This is a genomic window from Paraburkholderia caffeinilytica, assembly GCF_046030355.1.
GTDB classification, from domain to species: Bacteria; Pseudomonadota; Gammaproteobacteria; order Burkholderiales; family Burkholderiaceae; genus Paraburkholderia; species Paraburkholderia caffeinilytica_B.
In genome coordinates this window covers 1-226 of record NZ_JAQQCQ010000075.1, presented here as the reverse complement: position 1 = coordinate 226, position 226 = coordinate 1, and the positions used below count along the sequence as shown (strand labels likewise).

The following is a 226-nucleotide window of genomic DNA, read 5'->3' as shown; positions in this document are numbered from 1 at the left end:
GGCGATGCGCGGGGCGATGTTCTTGCCGTAAGCCGTCGCCGGCGCGAAGATGTGCGTGTAGTCCTTCGCGATGTTCAGCACCGTCGCTTCGACGTTTTCTGCCAGACCTGCTGCCAGTTGCGGCGCGTCGGCCAGCAGGACCTTTGAAACACCTGCGATCTTCGCTGCTGCATCCGCTGCGGCCTGCGCGTTGTGACCTGCGATCAGCACGTGGATATCGCCACCG

The 226-nt window shown here is 63.7% G+C and carries 1 protein-coding gene; it reads right to left on the bottom strand.

Going from position 1 to position 226, the window contains the following annotated elements; all coding sequences use genetic code 11:
- A partial coding sequence (locus PQQ95_RS36580; RefSeq protein ID WP_459252000.1) for an adenine nucleotide alpha hydrolase family protein occupies positions 1 to 226 on the bottom strand: 226 nt, incomplete at both ends.